The organism is Brevibacillus sp. FSL K6-0770 (assembly GCF_038000275.1).
Classification (GTDB): domain Bacteria; phylum Bacillota; class Bacilli; order Brevibacillales; family Brevibacillaceae; genus Brevibacillus; species Brevibacillus parabrevis.
In genome coordinates, this window is the sequence record NZ_JBBOBQ010000001.1 from 5,619,800 (window position 1) to 5,636,821 (window position 17,022).

Genomic DNA, 17,022 nt, shown 5'->3' on the forward strand with positions numbered 1-17,022 from the left:
CCTCCTTTCTTTCGGGAATCGTCATCGGTAGTGGACGCGTTTGGACATGAACAGGAAGTACAACGCAGTCAAAACTCCTACGATGAGCAAAAGAATGACAGAAGCGGCAGCAGCAAATCCCCCGTTGTAGTAGTCCATTCCTTGCTCATAAATGTAGTAGACCAGCATATTGCTGCTGTTGATCGGCCCGCCTTGGGTCATGATGGCAATCGTATCGAAAGCATGGGACGACGAAATCATGTTGATGATGAACAAAAAGAACATGGTGGGCGACAGCATCGGTATGGTAATGCGGGTCAAAGTCCGCCACCACGGCGAACGATCGAGGGCGGCCGCTTCGTAAATATCCCCCGGAATGCTTTGCAGCCCGGCAATGAAAATCAGCGTGTTGTAGCCCACGCCTTTCCAGACGTTCACGAGGATCAGCGACAACAACGCACTGCTCGGGTCTGTCAGCCACGTGTAGCCTGGCAGCCCGACCGCTTCGAGTACAGCGTTCAATAGCCCGAATTGCGGGTCCATCAGCCACATCCACAACATGGAGACAGAAACAAACGAAATAATGTGCGGACTGAATACGGTAGCTTGGATGATCCCGTACATTTTCGCCTTTTTGTTGAGCCAGAGAGCGAGCAAAAAGGAGATTCCCAAACTGATGCCCACGGTTGCAAAAGTGAAAACGAGCGTATTTGTCAGCACCTGCTGAAATTCCTGGTCAGCAACCAGCTCTGTGTAATTTTGCAGCCCGACCCATTCCATCGCTTCCAGATTAATCAGCGACCAGTCTTGAAAGCTCAAATAAATGATCGAGCCAATCGGGTAAAAAAAGAACAAAATGAAGCAGATCATGGCAGGTGTCAAATACAAGTACGGGCGAAGACGCGTCATCATATCCGGGCGAGATGTTGGCCTGGAAGCTGCTTGTGCCCGCACCTGGCCGGCATCCGGCAGCTCGTGGGCAGTTGCCGCCTTTCGCATCAGTTCACCCCTCCTGCAAGTGCGGATACTTGACCTCGTTCAGCCAGTCGACCCACTTTTTTTCCGCTCACGCGATCAAAGATGTACACATGCGGCTTTGCAACCGTTACGGTAACGTTTGAACCATACTGTCCAATTTCCTCGGTTTCCGTTTTGACGATGACTCTGCCTTTTTCCGTCTCCACGTGAAACAGCGTGTCCGAGCCGAGTATTTCCCGGGAGACGATTTGCCCTTTTGCCGTCCACATCTCTCCCGCAGAAACCGGAGAGACGGAGGCTGGCAACAACACGGCCTTTTCCGGGCGGAATCCCCACAGTTGGTCACTTCTGCCCTCTGCCGGCACAATGTTCATCGGGGGAGAACCGATAAACTGGGCGACGAACAGATTTTCCGGCTCCTGGTACAAGTCCATCGGTGCCGCGACCTGCATGATGTTGCCGTCGCTCATCACGACGATCTGATCGCCCATCGTCATCGCTTCCACCTGGTCGTGCGTCACGTAAATAAACGTGCTGCCCAGTTGCTTGTGCAAACTCGTCAGCTCCACGCGCATCTGGTTCCGCAGCTTCGCGTCCAGGTTGGAGAGCGGCTCGTCCATGAGGAACACCTTTGGCTTTTTCACCATGGCCCGCGCTAGGGCGACACGCTGACGTTGACCGCCGGAGAGCTGGGAAGGCTTTCTTTTAAGAAAGTCCGCCAAGCCGACAATCTCGGCAATTTCCTTCACCAGCACGTCGCAGTCTTTTTTCGACGTTCCCCGGTTTCTCAAGCCGTAGGCGATGTTGTCGTAGACGTTCATCGTCGGATAGAGCGCGTAGTTTTGGAACACCATGGCAACATCGCGCTTTCCCGGAGGCAGAGCGTTCACAGACTGGCTCCCGATGAAAATTTCCCCGTCTGTAGCCGTTTCCAGACCGGCAATCATCCGCAAGGTCGTCGATTTTCCGCACCCGGACGGGCCAACCAGCACCGTAAAGGAGCCGTCGGGAATCACGAGATTAAGCCCCTTGACCACTTTCTGGTTCTGAAACGTTTTTGTTATCTGTTGCAGCACCACTCTTGCCATCTTTTTCATCTTCCTCCTTGCGCCTTGGCAGCCATCATGTCGGTGACAAACGATTCGAAATCGGCGTAGCGGTAATCAGGCGTGGCATAGAGCCACTCTTCCTGCCCGTACCACTCCAGCACCACGGACGAGACGCCACCCGCGACTGCCGCGAGCACATCGTAGCGGCTATCGCCGACCATCATCGCCTGCTCGGGACGACTGCCCATACTGGCGAGCGCTTTGCATACAGGCTCGGCTGACGGTTTTCCTTTGGCGACATCGTCCACGGCCACTACGACTTCGAACAGCTTGTCGATCCCCGCCTGCTTCAGTCCGGCCAGCGCAAATTCCCGCTGCTTGTTGGTGACCACCGCCAGCTGATAGCCTGCCTGCTTTAATTTTTCCAGCCCTTCTTTCACATAAGGAAACAGCCGAACATGTCGGGCGTGGTTCTCACGCACGTAGGCAAAATACTTTTCCAGCACCTCTTGCTTGTCGGGCACGCCTGCCGCTTGTGCGACAGCTGCCAAAAAATCGTCGAACGACTCGCCAAAACGCGCGAGCAGCTCTTCCCGGCTGAAGTGACCCGGTGCGTACTCTTCTGCTGTATAGGCGACTGCATCGATGACTGCATCCCGGCTGTCCAGCAGGGTCCCATCCAGATCAAACAGCAACGCTTGAATCATGCAAAAAACTCTCCTTCCACAAAAGGGGGTTACCGACTGACACAGCAGTCGCTCCATGCTGCAATACTTCCTCCATCTGCTCCCGCTTGCGGATCAAACCACCAGCGATGATTGGAATATCAATCACGCGCTTGTACTCTTCGATATACTCTGGCAGCAGTGCCGGCATCAGCTCGACGGCGTCAGGCTGGGTTTCAGCGAGAGACGACAGCCCGGATTTGAGCGAGTCGCTGTCTACGAGGAACAGGCGCTGGATTGTCAGCAAGCCTTGCTTTTTCGCCAGCTTGACCAGCGTGTTGCGCGTGGTCACAATCCCGTCCGGCTTCACGTAATGCGCCAAAAAGGCGATGCCTTCCCGGTCGTAGCTGATTCCCCCGATTCTTTCGAGGTGAAGGAACACCGGAATCTTTCTGTTTTTGAAAAAGTCTACATAGCCTTTGATGACCCCGATGTTGCCGATGGAGAGCACGGCGGCGCTCACATTGGCCTCTGCCGCTTTTTCCAGGTACTTCGCCTCTTTTACAGAAGCAATCAGCTTGTACTCTTCCAACCTGCCGTGAAACTGCTCCTGATTCATTCGTAAGCCTCCTTTGCGAACGACAAAAAAACCCAACGACATGACAATTGCACAAGCATACTTGAGGAAAGTGCTTGGAAAGGCTGTCGGGGGTTTCTCCATGACTCCAACCGAAGGGGAATGTTCACTTGTCATTTTGAATGGTACTCCTTCAGCGTTAAGACAACTTGAAGCAATTGTTAAAAAAGGGCAAAGATCGTGTAAGGATGCAATTGACGAGAATCATGAAACGGGAGTATGATCCATCTATATTCAAATAATCAAATATTCGAATATACGAAAAGAAGGGTTGCTACCATGAAGTGGGCCGCTAGATTTGAGGGCTACAATACGCAAGCATTCAGAAAAGACTGCGTGTCAGGATTAATCGTAGGCATTATCGCTATTCCGCTCGGCATGGCGTTCGCCATCGCTTCCGGTGTCAAGCCGGAGTACGGGATTTACACCACCATCATCGCAGGGACGCTCATCTCGCTGTTCGGCGGTTCCCGCTATCAGATTGGCGGGCCGACTGGCGCCTTTATCCCGATCCTGTTCGCCATCGTCATGCAGTACGGCTACGCGGATTTGCTGCTCGCGGGCTTGATGGCGGGGATTATGCTCGTCCTGATGGGCGTTTTGCGGCTGGGCGGACTGATCAAATTCATTCCTCGCCCGGTCACAATCGGGTTTACAGCAGGGATTGCCGTCATTATTTTTACCGGGCAGATCGCCAATTTCCTCGGTCTATCGGACATACAACGGCACGAGGACTTTTTGTCCAACATGAAAGAAGTCGTCGTCCACCTGCATACAACCAGCTTCTACAGCCTGGCAACCGCCTGCCTCAGTCTGGCGATTATATTGATTACACCGCGTTTTGTGCGCAATGTGCCTGGCTCGCTCGTCGGTCTGGTCATCTCCAGCGTCATTGCCTTTTTCTTTTTCGCAGGAAAGGTCGCGACGATCGGCTCGACCTTCGGCGAAATTCCGAGCACACTGCCTGGCTTCCATTTTCCCGAAATCACGCTGGAGCGCGTCCAAAAATTACTGAGTCCTGCCCTAATCATTGCTATACTAGGAGCAATAGAGTCTTTACTGTCTGCTGTCGTAGCTGATGGCATGACCCGCAGTCGCCACAACAGCAACAAGGAATTGATCGGGCAAGGCATTGCCAACATCGTGACGCCGCTTTTCGGCGGGATTCCCGCTACGGGCGCGATTGCCCGGACCGCGACCAATATTCGCAGCGGCGCTGCCTCGCCCATGTCCGGCATCATCCACGGGATGGTCGTACTGCTCATCCTCGTGCTGCTGGCGCCTTACGCCTCGCACATTCCACTGGCGAGCATGGCTCCGATCTTGATGCTGGTCGCCTGGAACATGAGTGAGCGCAAGGAATTTGCCCACATCCTCAAAGCAAAAACAAGCGATTCGCTCGTGCTTGTGATCACGTTTGTTTTGACCGTCTTCACCAATCTGACTACCGCTGTCGAGGTAGGACTGGTGCTTGCTGTGCTGCTGTTTATCAAAAGGATGCGCGACAGCCTGCAAGTCGCCAAAGTGCTGCCCGACCCTTCTTTGAAGCACGAAAAAGTCATGCCGCATATGGTGTCGTCCCAGCACGATTGCCCGCAAATCAACATCTACACGATTGAAGGGCCGCTGTTTTTCGGGGACGCCGACTTGTTTGAAAGCTCGCTTGCGAACACGTTGCAGCACCGCCCCAAGGTCTTGTTGCTGCGCATGGGCAAAGTGCCATTTTTGGACATGACAGGCGAAGCCAATTTGTCCCGGACGGTAAAGCAAGCCATGAGTCAGGGAACGACCGTGCTGATCTCGGGCATTCAACCTGCTCCCAAACAAATTTTGCAGCGCACGGGTCTGTATGCAAGCATCGGGGAAACGCACTTTTTCGACCACACCGGAGAGGCAATCGAATATGCGCTTCATCGGCTGGATACGAACAAATGCCTGGGCTGCAAGCACTTTGCGTTCCGGGAATGCACGAGCCTGTCCGACACCCGCATACAGCAGAGCTGCGCCCAACAACAAACATCCACTACGTCCACATGACGAAAAGATCGGAGGAACCTGCTATTGAATTTGGAGCTACAGCAATTTAAAGCGAACTTCTTCAAAGCGCTGGGCCATCCCCTGCGGATTCGGATTCTGGAGCTTTTGGCGGAGGGAGACAAAAACGTGAACGAGCTGCAAACGCTGATCGGCAGTGAAGGCTCGGCCGTTTCCCAGCAGCTGGCCATTTTGCGCAACAACAATATCGTGTACGGAACAAAAGACGGCAACAAAGTCACTTATTCTTTGCGCGACCCGATGATTATCGAGCTTTTGGGCGTCGCCCGGCAAATTTTCAACAACCACCTGATCGATACGATCTCGATGCTGGATCGCTTCAACGAAGAATAGCTTTTCACTCCGGAAAAGCTCCAGAAAAAAAGCCCAGGACCATTCACAGTCCTGGGCATGTTTATGTGATTAGATTAGGAAACAGCCACCAAAGCATCCAGCGCAATCAGCGCTTCTGCCTCAATCGCTTTTGCCATCGCATCGGTATGCGGGTTGTACGAAGCAAGCAAATCGGCATCCGCATAGCCGTCAATCGCCAAAATCGCTCCGGCCTTCATTCCGCGCAATGCCGCGATGACGAACAGGGCGGAATTTTCCATCTCGACCGCGAGTACCCCGGCTTTTTGGTACAGCTTGTGCGGAAACTCCAGAACGCCACTGTAGAACACATCCAGCGTCAGCGTAATTCCCTCTGCTACGGGAAGTCCGGCCTCGTTTGCTTCTGCTGCTGCCACCAGTGCATCCGCCACGCGGCGATTGGCGACTGCCGGGAAACCCGGAGGAACGAGCTGGCTGGTCAGTCCGTCCTGACGCACAACAGCCGAGCTGATGACGAGGCTGCCAGGCTCGATTTCTTTTTGGTACGATCCTGCCGTACCTACGCGAATGATGACCTGCACGCCACCTTTTGCCAACTCCTCAAAACATACGGCAGCACCCGGCGAACCGACGCCGTGGCTGACTACGGCAACCTCCGTGCCTTTCCACGTCCCGGCATAGCTGTGATACTCGCGATTTTCTCCGATGGACCGATGGTTGTCCAGCTTGGCGGCAATCAAGGCAGCCCGTTTTGGATCTCCACATACGATGACGCGCTTCGGCAACTGTTCCGGATCTACTTTCAGGTTCGTAAGCATCTCAATCAAACTCCTTTTTCTCCCATTCGTCTTCGGGAATCGGCAGCGCTTCACCGGAGAACCGCTCTTCGCGGAACGGGTCTGCGATCAGGTGAAAGCCGTTTTGCTCCCAAAATCCGGGGGTGTTTTCCGAAATAAACTCAATGCCTCGCAGCCACTTCACGCTTTTCCAGAAGTACAGGTGCGGCACAGTCAGGCGCAAAGGCCAGCCATGCTTGTCCGTCAGCGGCTCTCCGTCGAAGGAGTGGGCCAACAGCACGTCAGGGCGCATCAAGTCAGCGAGCGGCACGTTCGCCGTATAGTCGTGATCTCCGTGCAGCATGACGTACGATGCCTGCGGCACTACCCCGATTGCCTGCAAAAAGTCGCGGAACCGCACGCCTGTAAACGCATTGTCAAAACGCGACCAGCGCGTCACGCAGTGAATATCGCTGGTCACGGTGACTTGCGGCATCTCCATGATTTGCTCGTAGCTCAGTGTAACTTCGCGATCTACCTCGCCAAACACGCGCAATGTCCATTCCTTCATGTCGTAAACCGGGACTTCTCCCTCATGCAAAATCGGAAAGCGCTCGGTCAAAATTTGTCCTGGCGGAAGCCTTTTTGCCAGTGCCGGGTCGACTGCGGGCACTTTCATCCGTTTGATCCGATCTGCCTTGTTCATGTTGCGTACCCCCTTTTCTTCGCTGACTGTTCTTTGTTAACGGGTGCTCTGCTGATTGTTGCTCGCCGCCTGCATGCGCTCTTTCAGGAAGAACATCGCGGCAACCGTGAGCAAATACGGCAGCATGGAAGTGAATTGCGTTGGCAGCGAGAAGCCTTGCAGACGAATGCTCAGCGCATCCATCAAGCCAAACAAAAAGCTCGACGCCAGTATTCCGATTGGATGGGACTGCCCCATCATCATCGCCACCAAAGCGATAAAGCCGCGTCCGGCGGTCATGCCCTCGGAGAACATCGTCACCTGGCCCAACGAAAGCTGTGCTCCTGCAAGCCCGCACAAAGCGCCGCAGATGACGATAGCCAGCACCTGCAAGCCCGTTACTTTCAACCCGAGGCTGCGAGCCGCAACCGGATTCGATCCGACGGCAAGAACCCGAAAACCAGTGACAGTCTTGTAAAAGAACACATAAAGCGCAATCGCAGCCAAAAACGCGAAATAAACAAGCGGAGAATGCCCGGAAAATACCTCGCCGACACCCGGAATATCTTTGATCACAGGGATGTCCCACTTCGGCAAGCCCGCCATATCTTTATCGTAAAAAGCCCCTTTGACGCCAAAAATCGCCCGCAGCGCAAACGTCGTCAGACCGAGCGCGAGGAAATTGATCGCTACCCCGACGACGATCTCGTTTGCTTTGAGCTTGATCGTCATATAGGCAAACAACAGAGCGAACAAAACACTCGTCGCCGCCGCAATCAAGATCGCCAGAAACAAATTCCCGGTAAAGTGATTGCCAACGATCGCGGAAAAGGCTCCGGCCAGCACCATGCCTTCCAGCCCCACATTAAAAATGCCTACACGCGAGCACAGCGCTCCGCCCAAAGCAGCCAGCAATATCGGTGTCACCATGCGAATGGTAGAACTGACGAGGGACCAATCAAGCAGCTCCATGCGATTCTCCCCCTTTTGCTTTCCGCTGTTTCCACCAGTCGTAGCTGAATTTTGCCGAAATAAACAGGATCAGCACTGCCGAGATGACGCTTGCCAACTCCAACGGCACGTCTGTGTTCCGCTCCACGCCCATCGCTCCAGTCTGAAAAGCAGCCAGCAGGATCGAGGTAAAAATAATCCCGACCGGATGGGAGTTTGCCAAGAGCGTCGCCATCAGGCCCGTCCAGGCGAAGTTCGGTACAGTCAAAGCGCCATCGACAAAACGGTAGTGCGCCCCCAGCACCTCGACCGTCCCTGCCAGGCCCGCCAGACCACCGCTGGCAAACATGCCTGTCAGCATGACGCGGATGCGGTTGATCCCCCCGTATTGAGCGAACAACGGGTTTTGCCCGAGCATTTTCACTTCATAGCCGAACGGCGTAAAGCGGATGACCCAGAACAGGATCAAAGCGCCGACAATGGCAAACAAAAACCCGGCGTGCACGCTCATCCCTGCGAACAGCTTGGGAAGCCAGACGCTCTTGTCCAGCATGACCGTTTGCGCCAAAGCTGCCGAACCAGTCCTGTCCCGAAACGGCTCCGTGACCAGATAGCTGGCAAACAAGACGGCAATGTAGTTGAACAGCAAGGAAGAAATCAGCAGCGGAATCCGAAACCGCGCTTCCATGATGCCCGGCAATAGCCCCCAAAGCCCGCCAACGGCCATTCCCGTCACAATCGCAGCCACCAGCTTCACGATTCCCGGCGCAGGCAAGTAAATGGCTACCAGCGTAGCACTGATAGCGCCAAGCACCATCTGTCCTTCTGCCCCCAGATTGAATACTCCCGCCCGAAAAGCAAGCGACAGCCCCAGGGCGATCAGCATGATCGGTGTTGCTCTCGCCAACGTGGAAACGAAGAAGTAAAAGCTTCCGAATGCTCCCTTCCACATTTCCTGATAGGTGCCCAAGATCGATTCCCCTACCGATGCGATGACGAGCGCCCCGATCAACAGGCCGATGACAATCGCCAAAAGCGGCTGAACCAGTGATTTACACAGCTCTTTGATTGCTGCCATGAACGCTTCCTCCCGCCATTAACACGCTGATTTTTTCCTCGGTTGCCTCTTTGCGCGAAAGCTCTCCGGCGATCCGCCCTTTGTACATCACCAAAATGCGATCCGACAGCGCCAAAATTTCCGACAGCTCGGATGACACCAGCAAAATTCCGTCTCCTGCGTTGCGCTTGTCGATCAGCGCCTGATGGATGTACTCCATCGCTCCGATATCGACACCGCGCGTCGGCTCGGCTGCGATCAAAAACGGGGTTTCATGCCCCAGCTCCCGCGCGACGATCAGCTTCTGCAAATTTCCGCCCGACAAATTCCCGGCAAGCTCCTGAAGCTGCCGCGAACCAGTCTTGATCGCGAATCGCTCCACCCAGCCAGTCACAACCTGGCGAAAAGTTTCCCGCAGTACGATGCCGCGCCGATTGAATGCAGGCTTGCGCTGATAGCCCATCAACGCGTTCTCTTCGACACTTTCCAGCTTGGCGGTTCCCCACATATAACGATCCTCGGGAATATGGGCCAGACCCGCTTCCCGGATTGTCGCCACAGATTTGTTGGTGACGTCCTTGCCGCCCAGCCGCACTGTTCCCTCCTGTGCCGCCCGCAAACCGCTCACGGCTTGCAGCAACTCGGACTGTCCATTGCCAGAAACTCCGGCAATTCCCACGATCTCGCCGTGATGGACGGTAAAGCTGACCCGGTCGAGCAACGTCTGCTTTTCGCGCACCGACAAATTTTCCACCTGCAAAAGCGGTCCCTGCTCCAAAGCGACGCGCTCACTCAGCTCTTGCAGCTCGCGGCCGACCATCAACCGGGCCAAATCGTCCACATTCGTCTGCTCGCGCGCAACCGTACCCGTCACCTTGCCGCCGCGCAGCACCGTGATGCGATCTGCTACCTCCATTACTTCCTGGAGCTTGTGCGTAATCAAAATCACGCTTTTCCCGCTCTCCGCCAGATTGCGAATCGTTTGCAGCAAGTCGCGAACCTCCAGCGGAGTCAACACAGCGGTCGGTTCGTCCAGCACGATGATGTCTGCGCCCTGGTACAGCACTTTCAAAATCTCGACCCGCTGCTGTTCTCCCACCGAGCAATTGGACACTTTTGCCTGTGGATCAATCGGAATACGGAACTTTTCGCTTAGCTCGCGCACTTTTTGCACAGCGTCATGGCGGCGGAAAAACCCGGCCTGCTGCGGTTCGTAGCCAATCACGATGTTTTCGGCCACGCTGAACTCGCCGAACAGCATGAAGTGCTGGTGCACCATCCCGATTCCGTTGCCAATGGCGTCCTGTGGCCCGCGAAAAGCGACCGGCTTGCCGTTTAGCACGATATCGCCGGACGTAGGCTGCTCCATGCCGTACAACATCCTCATCAACGTCGTCTTGCCCGCTCCGTTCTCACCGACGATCGCGTGCACTTCTCCGGCAGCAAGCGAGAACGAGACCTTGTCGTTTGCAATAAAATCTCCGTATTTCTTGGTCATGGCGCGCATTTCCAAACGATAGGTCATCCTTGCTCCCCCTTCTTTACGCTTTCCTTTCGCATATAAGGAAGACCGACTACACAGCCGTAGTCGGTCACAATCAAGCTCTGTGCACTAGCTTTTAGAACGATCCGGCACTTTGCGGGTACCAGCAATGATCTCTTCACTGATCGCTTTTACTTTGTCCACAACTTCCTGGCCGATGAAAGCGTTCAGCGGTGTTTTGCTTTCGTGAGTCACATACGTTACGCCTACGCCTTTTTCTTTCAATCCGTAGTTGACGACACCTGGTTTGAAAGAACCTTCCACAAACGATTTCACAGTTTCATACGCTGCTGCGTCTGTCCCTTTCAGTTGGGACAATACGATGTGCTCAGGGTCAATCGTCGTGCGGTCAACGTCTTGTCCTGCTGTAAAGAAGCCTTTTTCCTTCGCGGCTTCGAATACGCCGAGATCGCCTACCGCAGCTGCTCCGTTGATGAAGTCAGCGCCTTTGGATGCTTGCAGCAGAGCCAGCTCTTTCGCTTTTGCCGGGTCAGTGAAGCTGCCCACGTAGTTTACCAGAAATTCTGCATTCGGATTGGTCGATTTCAAGCCTTCCTGGAATCCGCCTGTCCATTTTTTCAGAAGCGGAATGTCCATTGCGACAACCATGCCGACTTTGTTTGTTTTCGTGGCAAGACCTGCCGCCGCCCCCATCAGGTAAGCTGCTTCCTGCTCGCGGAAAGTAACGCTGCGCACATTTGGCAAATCGACTACTGTATCAATAATCGCGAAGTTGCGATCAGGGTTTTCTGCGGCTACTTTTTTCAGTGCGTCTTCTGCTTCAAAAGAAGAAGTGATGATCAGGTCGTAGTTTTCCGCTACGGCTACGCGCAAGTTCTCTTCGATCGCACCATGGTCAGTCGACTCGATGCTTTTTACTTCCGCGCCAAATTCTTGTCCTGCTTTTTTCGCGCCCTCGTCCATTTGCTGGAAGAATGGGTTCACGCCGATTTTTTCCGGCAAAATCAAGGCAACGCGTTTCTTCGCTGCACCTTCTTGTCCTGCCGCTTGCTCTTTCGGCTTATCAGTCGATGCGTTCCCGGCAGGTGCATTCCCGCCTGCTGAACAACCCGCAGCCAAAACAGCAAAAGTAGTCAATGCCAACAACAACTTCTTCATGGTGTCTCTCTCCCCTATCTGAACGTTCTCCGTTTTCTCTATCCTAACCATAATGTACGGTTTTTCGACAAAAAGATCAATACTAAACACGAATATTTCACATTAAAATTATTTTATCGTTCGTTATTCCTCCTCTATCCATCCTCCCCTTCTAACGAAAAAAAACTCTTCCCGAAGGAAGAGTTTGCGTCCGAAGCCGTCCTCTTCCTCATCTGTCAAAACCCCGGTACAGGTTTTGCAGGAATTGGCACCTTTCTGTACATGTCTCGCATGTCCAGTGGTTGCCGGGCTTCATAGGGCCAGTCCCTCCGCCGCTCTCGATAAGGTAGATCATCTATTGAGTTACAATGAACTTATTCTAGCAGAACGCTCTGAAAAAGCAATTGTTTTTTCAGATTGTTTCCGCCAGTTTGTTTATTTCGTTTGAAAGGTTTGCTGGAGTCGATGCGACAGGTTGCTAAGCTCACCCAGCTCTTCGGTAATTTCCCGCACCTTTTGATGCTGATTTTCTGCGGTGGCAAAAAGCTCTTCCAGGTTGGCAACCGATTGTTCGGTGACGGCCGTAATCGTCGACATCTCCATCGCCACTTCGCCTGAACGCATTTTGACCCGGTTCATGCTGGAACCGACATGCTCGGCCGCTTGCAGGAATGCCACCATGCCGGAGCGCACTGCCTCGATCGAAGCCACCGTTTTTACAGCCAGCTCCTGTCCTTTGGCTACAGACGCCTCTCCGTTGCTGATTTGCTGCACAGCGTTCTCGCTCTCCTGATGGAGCGATTTGAGAATTTCCGTAATCTCCTGGGTAGCGGTCGCGCTTTGCTCAGCCAGCTTGCGCACTTCGTCAGCTACTACAGCGAAACCGCGTCCATGCTCGCCAGCCCGCGCTGACTCGATGGCGGCGTTGAGCGCCAAAAGATTCGTTTGCGTAGCAATCTGGTTGATCGCTCCCACGATTTCTTCTACCCGGTTCGCCTGGCGATTGAGCTGGTGAATCGTCGCAGCAGCCACATTGACCGCAGACACGATCTGTTCCATTTGCTGCGAAAGCTCGTTCATCATGCCCACACTGTCTTTCAGGCGCTGGTTGTTTTGATCGGACTCGCTCTTCATCGCATTCGTCTGCGTCGTTACCGCCACGATCTCCTGGTCGATCGACTGCACCTCTTCTTCGATCTTCACAGTCGAATTGGCCTGCGATTCCATGCCAGTCGCAACTTCGCGAAACGCAATCATCATCTCGTCCGTATTGCGTTTCGTTCCTTCGGCATGCTCGTGCACATGCTCTGTCGTGCGGTCAATCTGCCCCGTCATCTGTTGAATATGTACGAGCATTTCTCCCAGACGGCGTTCTTTTTCCTCTGCTTCCTGTCGGGCGATATTCGCCTTGCTGAGAGAAGCTTGTCCAGCCAGACAGAGGTACGTTACAGCCCCCATCATCATAAGGATCGCTACAATCCGCAGCACCAGATTCAGTTCCGTGAAGTCGCCGCTAAAAATTTCGTAGGAGCCTGTATAAAAGCCGACCAAAGTCACAACAATCTGCGCGATTCCCGCCGACACTACCAGCTTCCAGTCGAGGTAGGCTGCCAAAAATCCCATGACAATGAATGCGAGAAAAGTTACCTCTGGATAGGTAGTAAAGTGATCGAATGAGATCGCGTAAAACATGAGTCCAATCGCTACCAGGTAACGAATGACATGACTGTCCCTTTTGATGAAGTAAAACGGTGACACAATGAGGGTGACCAGCAATCCGAGGGACGTCACTTTCCAGAAGTTTGCATCGACCTGATAAGCAATCAGTCCCGCCATCCACAGGTGGTTCCATAGGATAAAAATCATAAAGCCTTCTTTGTCCGTCAAGGTGTTACGAACCAATTGAATCATAAGTGCCCCCCTTTTCCTGTTACTTATGTATCGGATTCTTTAACCATTATATCGCGTGCAGATTGACTAATTTGTGAAAAAAGTGAGAACAGCCAAAACGATTGGAGAATAGGCTACTATCATCTCCCCTTATTTTAAGCTATTTGGAAAGGAACTGGAACTGTGGAAGAACAACTCAATCTGTTGCCAGCCACTGTGCTGACGCGGACCATCAACCGTCCGAACACCACGATTTACTACCCGCAGCTGGCAGGGCTGGCCAACCAGCAGGCGGAAAAAGACATCAACCGGGCCATTTTGCAAACGGTGCAAGGCTTGATCCACGAGCAGCAACGAGTGCAGGTGCCGGGAAATACACAGATGCAAGGCAGCTTTGAAATCAAAACGAATGAACGCGGCATTTTCAGCGTGACACTCAGCAACTACGCGTACACCCCGCAAATGGCTCACGGAATGACTTTTCTCGGGTCTGTAACAGCCAATACCCAGACAGGCAAGCTCTACACCTTGCGCGATCTGTTCAAGCCCGGCAGCGACTACGTCACGGTCCTGTCGGAAAACATCAAGCGACAAATCAAAGAGCGCGATATTCCTACTTTAGGTAATTTTACCACAATCAAGCCAGATCAGGACTTCTATCTCGCAGACAAATCACTTGTTATTTATTTCCAATTGTATGAAATCACGCCTTATTACGTCGGGTTTCCGATGTTCCCGATCTCCGTCTACGACTTGCAGTCGATTATAGACGAATCTGGCCCGCTCGGCATTTTGTCCGCCAGTTAAAAGTAGTGAACAACTGAACGCAAAATCGTGTGTACACAAAGCTGAGCGACGGGGAACGACTGTCATCAGCTTTGTTTTTTGTTCGGAAAAATGCCTTTTTTACATTCGAATAAACATTTACTTATATGTCATTACCTGCTACTATTTTATTTGTACATATTTACTTAAGCAATCAAGCGCATCGTATCGAACCAGTTTTTTCTGGAGGTCTGATATTCATGCAACACTACGGTCACAAGATCGGCCAAACTGCCAGAGTTTTCAGTAAAACCTTGAATGGAATCATGTCGCCCATGGGATTATATAGCTCGCAATGGAGCATCATTCTCTGCCTGCACTACCGCAGCTCGCTGACGCAGGTGCAGTTGAGCAATTACTTGAACGTGGAGGCCCCTACCATTACGCGGACATTGACCCGGCTGGAGGAAATGGGCTGGATCATCCGCTCCGAGGGTGACGACAAGCGCGAACGGTACGTCTCGCTCTCGCCAGCCGCCATCGAGCGCTTCCCCGAGTGGCTGCAAGCTGCCCGCGATCTGGAAGACGTCGCCCTGCGCGATTTGGATGAGAGCGAGTTGGCTGTCTTTAATCGGGTGCTGAAAAAGATGACGGAAAACTTGAATACGATTGCATAAAAGGGCCTCTACCTAAACACATCGCTGTTCAGGTAGAAGCCCTTCTTCTTTTATTAGCTCATCCGTTTGACCATGCTGCGCGCCATCCAGACGCCTGCCGCTCCCGCCTGCGCCAAGCCGCGTGTGATTCCCGCGCCGTCGCCACCGCAGAACAGTCCTTTGATCTCTGTTTCAAACTCCTCTGTAAGCTTCGGACGAGCCGAGTAAAATTTTGCCTCCACCCCGTAAAACAGCGTGTGCTCCGAGGCGATTCCCGGCGTAACCTTGTCGAGCGCCTCTACCATTTCTATCAAGCTTTTCATCGTGTTGTACGGCAAGACCAGTCCCAGGTCGCCCGGTACCGCTTCCTTCAAGGTCGGCTCCAGGAAGCCTTCCCTGATCCGCGCTTCAGTCGAGCGGCGCGCCCGCAAAATATCGCCGTACTTTTGCACGATGACGCCGCCGTTGGACAAATCGTTTGCCCGTTTGCATATTTCCCGCGCGTATTCATTCGGCTTGTCAAAAGGCTCTGTAAACGTGTGGGATACGAGCAACGCGAAGTTCGTATTCGGCGAGCCGAGAGCCGGGTCCTTGTAGGAGTGACCATTTGCCGCCATCACCCCGCTGTGGTTTTCCACGACCACGTGCCCGGACGGATTGCTGCAAAACGTGCGAACCCGTGTGCCGACAGACGTGTTGAAAATGAATTTGCCCTCGTACAGATGCTCGTTGATCTCGCGCATCACGACATCTGATGTCTCTACGCGCACCCCGACGTCCACCTGATTGTTGTACATTTTCAGGCGGCGTTTTTTCAAAATGCTGGTCAGCCAGGCGGAACCGTCCCGTCCAGGGCCGATCACGACAAAATCGCTTTCGTATTCTTCCCCGTTTTTCAGGACAACCCCTTTGACCCGATGGGCTCCGTCTTCCTTGACCGTCAAAATATCCTCGACCTCTGTCTTGAACATCATGTCGATCCGTTCCTTCAAGTATTCAAAAATCGACTGCAAAATCTCCAGGTTTTGCTCTGTGCCCAAATGGCGAACCTGAGCGCGCAACAGCTTGAGCCCTGCCGCATATCCGCGCTGTTCAATGCTTTTGATCGTCTCTGTCGTCGGATCGGTAATCGTCTCGGTCGCGCCGTGCTCCAGATTGATTTCGTCTACGTATTTGATCAAGCCGAGCACAGTCGAAGGATTGAGGTAATCCGTCATCCATCCGCCGAACTCCGTCGTAATGTTGAATTTGCCGTCACTGTAAGCGCCTGCTCCACCAAACCCGCTGGTGATCGAACAGGCCGGAAGACAGCCTGCGTAATCCTTTTTCCCGGCAGGAGGCGGGCAGAGCTTGATTTTCTCTTCCAAAATCGGGCAGCGTCTGCTGTAAATATCGTGGCCTTTATCTATGAGCAGCACCTTCGCATTCGGCGCTTTTCGCGTCAGTTCATAGCATGTAAAAATTCCGGCTGGTCCTGCTCCTACTACAATGGCATCGTATTTTTTCATCTGCAATTCCTCCCTGTAAACACGTTTGAATACTTGGTTTTTATCAAGCATGAGTCACTCTTGCGCAGTCTCCCCTGAGTTGTTGTATGGACGACAACACAAAAAATTCCCGGCCGACGAATAAGGTATGTCAAAAAACAACCTCATTCGTAGCCGGGAATTTACGGTTCCCTGTAGAGACCCTCAAACCATATTTTCGAGGATATACGAATTTATTAAGGATTCATCAAGCCAGTTCATCTTGCTAACAACCATATGTATAGTAGCGCATAATCTGAATCAAGTCAATATACGATCACCCATTTATTCGTGTTTACAATTTTTTAACATGAAAACAGCTTGTTTGAAACGGTTACATTCAGCAAAAACCGAACATTATATCCGAACGTTCGTAATTTCCAAGGAACTCCCCCAAAAA

Annotated in this window: 16 protein-coding genes and 2 riboswitches; of the genes, 4 read left to right on the forward strand and 12 right to left on the reverse strand. The window is 53.0% G+C overall.

The features are described from left to right. Positions 1 to 21: 21 nt before the first annotated feature. From NST23_RS26715 to NST23_RS26730, 4 genes are read right to left on the reverse strand one after another with little or no spacing between them, the layout of a single operon-like run. The gene (locus tag NST23_RS26715; protein ID WP_217022088.1) at positions 22 to 978 is read right to left on the reverse strand and encodes a carbohydrate ABC transporter permease; all 957 of its coding nucleotides are present in this window, start codon (positions 976 to 978) and stop codon (positions 22 to 24) included. Then, positions 978 to 2,045, reverse strand: a complete 1,068-nt coding sequence (locus NST23_RS26720) for an ABC transporter ATP-binding protein (RefSeq protein WP_217022087.1) — start codon at positions 2,043 to 2,045, stop codon at positions 978 to 980. The genes NST23_RS26715 and NST23_RS26720 overlap by 1 nt, the downstream gene beginning before the upstream one ends. Before the next feature lie 5 nt (positions 2,046 to 2,050). Next, positions 2,051 to 2,713: an HAD family hydrolase gene (locus NST23_RS26725; protein ID WP_173596331.1), complete on the reverse strand. Its 663-nt coding sequence runs from the start codon at positions 2,711 to 2,713 to the stop codon at positions 2,051 to 2,053. Next, positions 2,691 to 3,290, reverse strand: coding sequence for a glycerol-3-phosphate responsive antiterminator (locus NST23_RS26730; protein WP_122962514.1), 600 nt, complete (start codon positions 3,288 to 3,290; stop codon positions 2,691 to 2,693). The genes NST23_RS26725 and NST23_RS26730 overlap by 23 nt, the downstream gene beginning before the upstream one ends. Positions 3,291 to 3,587: 297 nt before the next feature. Between NST23_RS26730 and NST23_RS26735 the strand changes: the two genes are divergently transcribed. After that, the gene (locus NST23_RS26735) at positions 3,588 to 5,345 is read left to right on the forward strand and encodes a SulP family inorganic anion transporter (RefSeq protein WP_122962513.1); all 1,758 of its coding nucleotides are present in this window, start codon (positions 3,588 to 3,590) and stop codon (positions 5,343 to 5,345) included. A 24-nt stretch (positions 5,346 to 5,369) separates the two neighbouring features. Then, positions 5,370 to 5,696 carry an ArsR/SmtB family transcription factor gene (locus tag NST23_RS26740; RefSeq protein ID WP_122962512.1) on the forward strand — a complete coding sequence of 109 codons (327 nt, stop codon included), beginning with the start codon at positions 5,370 to 5,372 and terminating at the stop codon, positions 5,694 to 5,696. 74 nt (positions 5,697 to 5,770) lie between these two features. Here the strand turns inward: NST23_RS26740 and NST23_RS26745 are convergent, their stop codons facing one another. The 7 genes from NST23_RS26745 to NST23_RS26775 all read right to left on the reverse strand — a co-directional run bounded on the left by NST23_RS26745 (position 5,771) and on the right by NST23_RS26775 (position 13,696). After that, the gene (locus NST23_RS26745; protein ID WP_122962511.1) at positions 5,771 to 6,493 is read right to left on the reverse strand and encodes a nucleoside phosphorylase; all 723 of its coding nucleotides are present in this window, start codon (positions 6,491 to 6,493) and stop codon (positions 5,771 to 5,773) included. A gap of 1 nt (position 6,494) precedes the next feature. Beyond that, on the reverse strand, positions 6,495 to 7,157 hold the full coding sequence (locus NST23_RS26750) for a sulfite oxidase-like oxidoreductase (protein ID WP_122962510.1): 663 nt from the start codon (positions 7,155 to 7,157) through the stop codon (positions 6,495 to 6,497). 36 nt (positions 7,158 to 7,193) lie between these two features. Further along, the gene (locus NST23_RS26755; RefSeq protein WP_122962509.1) at positions 7,194 to 8,108 is read right to left on the reverse strand and encodes an ABC transporter permease; all 915 of its coding nucleotides are present in this window, start codon (positions 8,106 to 8,108) and stop codon (positions 7,194 to 7,196) included. Continuing rightward, entirely contained in the window at positions 8,095 to 9,165 is a 1,071-nt protein-coding gene (locus NST23_RS26760) for an ABC transporter permease (RefSeq protein ID WP_122962508.1), read from the reverse strand. The genes NST23_RS26755 and NST23_RS26760 overlap by 14 nt, the downstream gene beginning before the upstream one ends. Then, positions 9,140 to 10,669, reverse strand: a complete 1,530-nt coding sequence (locus tag NST23_RS26765) for an ABC transporter ATP-binding protein (RefSeq protein ID WP_122962507.1) — start codon at positions 10,667 to 10,669, stop codon at positions 9,140 to 9,142. Before NST23_RS26765 ends, NST23_RS26760 begins: the two co-directional genes overlap by 26 nt. 87 nt (positions 10,670 to 10,756) lie before the next feature. Then, a complete protein-coding gene (locus NST23_RS26770) occupies positions 10,757 to 11,806 on the reverse strand; it encodes a BMP family lipoprotein (protein ID WP_173599070.1) in 1,050 nt (349 codons plus the stop codon). A gap of 205 nt (positions 11,807 to 12,011) precedes the next feature. Continuing rightward, positions 12,012 to 12,133: riboswitch (SAM riboswitch) on the reverse strand. Between the two features lie 87 nt (positions 12,134 to 12,220). After that, positions 12,221 to 13,696: a methyl-accepting chemotaxis protein gene (locus NST23_RS26775; protein ID WP_122962505.1), complete on the reverse strand. Its 1,476-nt coding sequence runs from the start codon at positions 13,694 to 13,696 to the stop codon at positions 12,221 to 12,223. A gap of 162 nt (positions 13,697 to 13,858) precedes the next feature. On the opposite strand from NST23_RS26775, the gene NST23_RS26780 reads away from it, so the two are divergent. Together NST23_RS26780 and NST23_RS26785 are read left to right on the forward strand one after the other, a co-directional pair. Further along, the gene (locus tag NST23_RS26780) at positions 13,859 to 14,482 is read left to right on the forward strand and encodes a DUF3298 and DUF4163 domain-containing protein (protein ID WP_122962504.1); all 624 of its coding nucleotides are present in this window, start codon (positions 13,859 to 13,861) and stop codon (positions 14,480 to 14,482) included. A 218-nt stretch (positions 14,483 to 14,700) separates the two neighbouring features. Beyond that, a complete protein-coding gene (locus NST23_RS26785; RefSeq protein WP_063228891.1) occupies positions 14,701 to 15,117 on the forward strand; it encodes a MarR family winged helix-turn-helix transcriptional regulator in 417 nt (138 codons plus the stop codon). 53 nt (positions 15,118 to 15,170) lie between these two features. Here NST23_RS26785 and NST23_RS26790 read toward each other — a convergent pair whose 3' ends face one another. Next, positions 15,171 to 16,604, reverse strand: a complete 1,434-nt coding sequence (locus tag NST23_RS26790; protein WP_173596325.1) for an NAD(P)/FAD-dependent oxidoreductase — start codon at positions 16,602 to 16,604, stop codon at positions 15,171 to 15,173. A gap of 130 nt (positions 16,605 to 16,734) precedes the next feature. After that, a riboswitch (purine riboswitch) is annotated at positions 16,735 to 16,834 on the reverse strand. Between the last annotated feature and the right edge of the window lie 188 nt (positions 16,835 to 17,022).

Bases quoted from the DNA above. Each gene is read 5' to 3' on its own strand.
- NST23_RS26770 (WP_173599070.1), bottom strand. From the start codon at position 11,806: ATGAAGAAGTTGTTGTTGGCATTGACTACTTTTGCTGTTTTGGCTGCG.
- NST23_RS26755 (WP_122962509.1), bottom strand. From the start codon at position 8,108: ATGGAGCTGCTTGATTGGTCCCTCGTCAGTTCTACCATTCGCATGGTG.
- NST23_RS26785 (WP_063228891.1), top strand. From the start codon at position 14,701: ATGCAACACTACGGTCACAAGATCGGCCAAACTGCCAGAGTTTTCAGT.
- NST23_RS26745 (WP_122962511.1), bottom strand. From the start codon at position 6,493: ATGCTTACGAACCTGAAAGTAGATCCGGAACAGTTGCCGAAGCGCGTC.
- NST23_RS26760 (WP_122962508.1), bottom strand. From the start codon at position 9,165: ATGGCAGCAATCAAAGAGCTGTGTAAATCACTGGTTCAGCCGCTTTTG.
- NST23_RS26735 (WP_122962513.1), top strand. From the start codon at position 3,588: ATGAAGTGGGCCGCTAGATTTGAGGGCTACAATACGCAAGCATTCAGA.
- NST23_RS26765 (WP_122962507.1), bottom strand. From the start codon at position 10,669: ATGACCTATCGTTTGGAAATGCGCGCCATGACCAAGAAATACGGAGAT.
- NST23_RS26720 (WP_217022087.1), bottom strand. From the start codon at position 2,045: ATGGCAAGAGTGGTGCTGCAACAGATAACAAAAACGTTTCAGAACCAG.
- NST23_RS26750 (WP_122962510.1), bottom strand. From the start codon at position 7,157: ATGAACAAGGCAGATCGGATCAAACGGATGAAAGTGCCCGCAGTCGAC.
- NST23_RS26715 (WP_217022088.1), bottom strand. From the start codon at position 978: ATGCGAAAGGCGGCAACTGCCCACGAGCTGCCGGATGCCGGCCAGGTG.
- NST23_RS26725 (WP_173596331.1), bottom strand. From the start codon at position 2,713: ATGATTCAAGCGTTGCTGTTTGATCTGGATGGGACCCTGCTGGACAGC.
- NST23_RS26790 (WP_173596325.1), bottom strand. From the start codon at position 16,604: ATGAAAAAATACGATGCCATTGTAGTAGGAGCAGGACCAGCCGGAATT.
- NST23_RS26730 (WP_122962514.1), bottom strand. From the start codon at position 3,290: ATGAATCAGGAGCAGTTTCACGGCAGGTTGGAAGAGTACAAGCTGATT.
- NST23_RS26775 (WP_122962505.1), bottom strand. From the start codon at position 13,696: ATGATTCAATTGGTTCGTAACACCTTGACGGACAAAGAAGGCTTTATG.